Raw genomic sequence first — 639 nt, 5'->3', positions numbered from 1 at the left:
CCGAGGTCGAGGACATCATGCGCCGCCGCCAGGCTCTGGAGGTCGAGCGCGGCATCATCGGGCGCGAGGCCGCGATCGGCATCGAGGTGGCTGAACGGCAGGCGCGCGTCGACACCGGGCTTGCCGAAAGTGAGATCACCCTGGCTGCGGCGCAGCAGCGTTGGGATCGTGAAAAGGTGCTCGTCGCCGAGATACTCGAACTGCGCGCCAGGCTGCGCGGCGAGGGTGTGGCGCTCGATGCGGCCACCGTTGGGGCCGATGCCGAACCGGCAGCGGCGAACGCAGAAAAGACCAAGGTAGCGGAGTCGTCAGAGACTGAGCCGCCCAAGGCCGCCCAGACGGACGCGGAGACACAGGCCGCTGCCGATCCTGCCGCCGATCTCGCCCGATTGCGCGCACTGATGGCCGAATTGGCAGCGGCACAAGGCGAGACACCGCTGATTCTGCCCTCGGTTGACCGCAATGCAGTGGCCGCCGTGGTCCAGGACTGGACCGGGATCCCGACCGGACGGATGCTGTCCAGCCAGACCGAAAAGGCGCTCAAGCTCGCCGCCACGCTTTCGGAACGGGTTGTGGGGCAAGATCACGCCATGGAGATGATCGCCAAACGCGTGCAGACCAGCCGCGCCGGGCTTGGCG

At 67.9% G+C, this 639-nt stretch carries 1 pseudogene; it reads left to right on the top strand.

What is annotated here, in order from left to right:
* Nucleotides 1–639 (top strand): annotated as a pseudogene (locus tag EOA22_RS36310) (type VI secretion system ATPase TssH); the annotation flags it as partial.

It is taken from the genome of Mesorhizobium sp. M7A.F.Ca.US.014.04.1.1 (assembly GCF_003998745.1).
In the GTDB taxonomy this organism is placed as follows: Bacteria; Pseudomonadota; Alphaproteobacteria; order Rhizobiales; family Rhizobiaceae; genus Mesorhizobium; species Mesorhizobium ciceri.
This window is presented reverse-complemented; position numbering and strand designations above follow the sequence as displayed.